General features: G+C 77.0%; 1 protein-coding gene. It reads left to right on the plus strand.

Annotated features, from left to right (window positions below; genetic code table 11):
• Positions 1-114: 114 nt before the first annotated feature.
• The gene (locus EF918_RS37550; protein WP_221889797.1) at positions 115-1,518 is read left to right on the plus strand and encodes a hypothetical protein; all 1,404 of its coding nucleotides are present in this window, start codon (positions 115-117) and stop codon (positions 1,516-1,518) included.
• Positions 1,519-1,522: the final 4 nt, after the last annotated feature.

The following is a 1,522-nucleotide window of genomic DNA, read 5'->3' on the forward strand; positions in this document are numbered from 1 at the left end:
CCTCCCCTCCGGTCCCGTACGAAAGAAGTGGCTGACCCCGTGGTCGTTGCACCCCCGCCCCCTCTCGGCCTCGGCCCCGCTGCTGCGCACGCGGACGCGCTGAAGGCGATCCTCATGGCCATGCCCTCCGGTGACACCCGGGTGGACCCCGAAGCGCGGCCCGAGCGGCAGCGGGTGCGGTCGGCCGTTGCCGGCCTGGGGGGCGACACGATCGGCAGGGGCCTGCCCGCGCGCTGGGACCTGTTGGAGCGCACGGCCTGGCCCGCCGCGGCGCCGCCTGCGCCGGAGGTGTCGTTGTACGAGGTGGCCGCGACCGTCTTCGCCCCCGTGCGCTTCGAGGTCGACAACCCCTACCCGGAGCACCGGGCCTACCCGTCCCCCCGGGCCAAGTTCCCGGTACGGACGGTCGTCCAGGAGGGCGGTGCCGCTCGGTTCCCGCGGCCGGAGGCGGGCGATGCCCTCGGCGTGCCCGTGACCGCCGCGGCGCCGGGCGGCGACCACGTCCGGACCTTCGCGTTGCCCGAGGCGCTCCCGCCGTTCTACGGCCCCCTGCGCGCCGTGCTGACCGGCCTGGAGACCGGCCATGTCCTGGGCTCGCTGGCCCTGTTGGGCCGGGCCATGGGCCGGCCGCTCACCGTGGCCGGGCGGTCGGGCGTGACCGAGACATGGGCCGGGCCGCTGCCGGGCGAGGCCGTGCCGGGATACGTCATGACACCCGAGCGGGATGTCGACCTGGACGGCGCGCGGGAGGCGGGGACGGAGGGCGGGGCGCCCGCGCCGGTCGGCCGGGCGCCATGGAACCAGGTCGTCTGGGCCCGCAACAGCGGGCGGGCCCCGCGCGGTGTCTCCGGCTTCACCGCCGCTCACCGCCCGGCCCCCGCCGCCCTCTGGGAGACCGCCCTGCGCACCCTGGCGGACAGCGACCGCGGTCTCGGCTCGCTGCGGGCCGCCCGGTCCCGTATCGGGCTGTTCTGCTGGGTGCGCGGCGTGGAAGGCGTGCGGGACGGCTGCTACGCGGTCGGGTTCGACGGCACGGCCCGCCGGGTCGGTGACCTCGCCGCGGCCCGTGGGGCGCTGCTCGTGGACTCCGCCACCGCGCCGGGCCTGGCGTTCGAACTCGACGCGTGCAACCTGGTCTGGCTGTTCACCGCCGACACGGGAGCCGGTCCCGCGGACGCCGCCCCCGCCCGGGAGACCGGGCGGGCCGAAGCCGCGACGGTCGAAGCGGCGACGGCCGAAGCGGCGACGGTCGAAGCGGCGACGGTCGAAGCGGCGACGGTCGAAGCGGTGGCGGCCGACCTGCTCGCCGCCGCGGGCTGGACCGCCCAGCACCTCTCCTACGCCATGGCCGCGCACGGCCTCTTCGCCCGGCCCCTGCGCAGCTACGACGCCGAAGGCGCCGCAGCAGCCCTGGGATTGGGCGCGGACCTGGTCCCGATCTACCAACTCGCCTGCGGACCGAACCGGTTCACCGAGCCCGCCCTCGACGTCCGCCGCCCCTCCGGAGGTTCCGCGTGAGCAC

Source organism: Streptomyces sp. WAC06614, from assembly GCF_003949795.1.
GTDB lineage: Bacteria > Actinomycetota > Actinomycetes > Streptomycetales > Streptomycetaceae > Streptomyces.

Bases quoted from the DNA above. Each gene is read 5' to 3' on its own strand.
- EF918_RS37550 (WP_221889797.1), top strand. From the start codon at position 115: ATGGCCATGCCCTCCGGTGACACCCGGGTGGACCCCGAAGCGCGGCCC.